Source organism: Cellulomonas sp. EB106-03-03-XG116, assembly GCF_058792015.1.
This window is the reverse complement of sequence record NZ_JBYTEP010000049.1, coordinates 1-1,034: the sequence shown is the minus strand read 5'-3', so window position 1 is coordinate 1,034 and position 1,034 is coordinate 1. Positions and strand designations below refer to the sequence as shown.

The window sequence follows — 1,034 nt, the reverse complement described above, 5'->3', positions numbered from 1 at the left end:
GCCGTGTTGTGTGGGCGCGGGGGGGGGTAGAAGAGACATCCCCCGATCGATCGGGGGTCCGCGCGAGAAAGGGGTGGGGAACAGCTCCGCCCCGCACCGCGCCTAGGGTGGGTGCGGGCGGGCGCACCCCGGCGCCCGGCGAGGAGGAGGTCCCGGTGGCTCGCGCGCTGATCGTGGTGGACGTGCAGAACGACTTCTGCGAGGGCGGCGCCCTGGCCGTGGCGGGCGGCGCGGCCGTCGCCGAGCAGGTCACCGCCTTCCTGGCGCGCGCGGCCGGCACCTACGACGTCGTCGTCGCCACCGCCGACTGGCACGAGCCCCTGCCCCACGACAACGCCGGCCACTTCGCCGTGGGCGCCGAGCCGGACTACGTCGCGACCTGGCCCGAGCACTGCGTCCGCGACACCGCGGGCGCGGCGTACCACCCGGCGCTCCGGCTGCCCGAGGACGCGGTGCACGTGCGCAAGGGGCAGGGCCGGCAGGACTACTCGGGCTTCGAGGGTGTGCTGACGTCGGGGGCCGGGGCGACCGGCGCCGAGTCCGCAACCGAGGCCGGTGCGCTCGCCGACGCCGCCCCGGCCGGGCTGGCGGACGCGCTCCGGGCGCGGGACGTCGACGGCGTGGACGTCGTCGGCCTCGCCACCGACCACTGCGTGACGGCCACGGCGCTCGACGCGCTCGACGCCGGGTTCGACGTGCGGGTGCTCACCGACCTCACCGCGGGCGTCGGCGTGCGGACCACGATCGACGCGCTCACCCGGCTCGCGGCACGCGGCGTCGCGCTCACCACCTCCGACGCCCGCTGACCGCCCCGGCGCGTGGCGAGCACCGGGGCCGTCTCGCCACGCGCCGACCGCCCTCGCGACCAGTGAGGTCGGCACATCCCGGTGAGGTCGTCACTCGTTTGTGACGACCTCGTCGCGGTGTGACGACCTCATCGCGACGTGACGACCTCATCGCTTGCTGACGACCTCGCGCCGACGGCGCGACCACAACCCCCGGGCCTGTCTCTTCTACACCTCTGACGCTGCCGA

The 1,034-nt window shown here is 75.6% G+C and carries 1 protein-coding gene; it reads left to right on the top strand.

The features are described 5' to 3' along the window. Positions 1 to 155 precede the first annotated feature (155 nt). Positions 156 to 806: an isochorismatase family protein gene (locus AC3WUG_RS15685; protein WP_492328519.1), complete on the top strand. Its 651-nt coding sequence runs from the start codon at positions 156 to 158 to the stop codon at positions 804 to 806. Positions 807 to 1,034 lie beyond the last annotated feature (228 nt).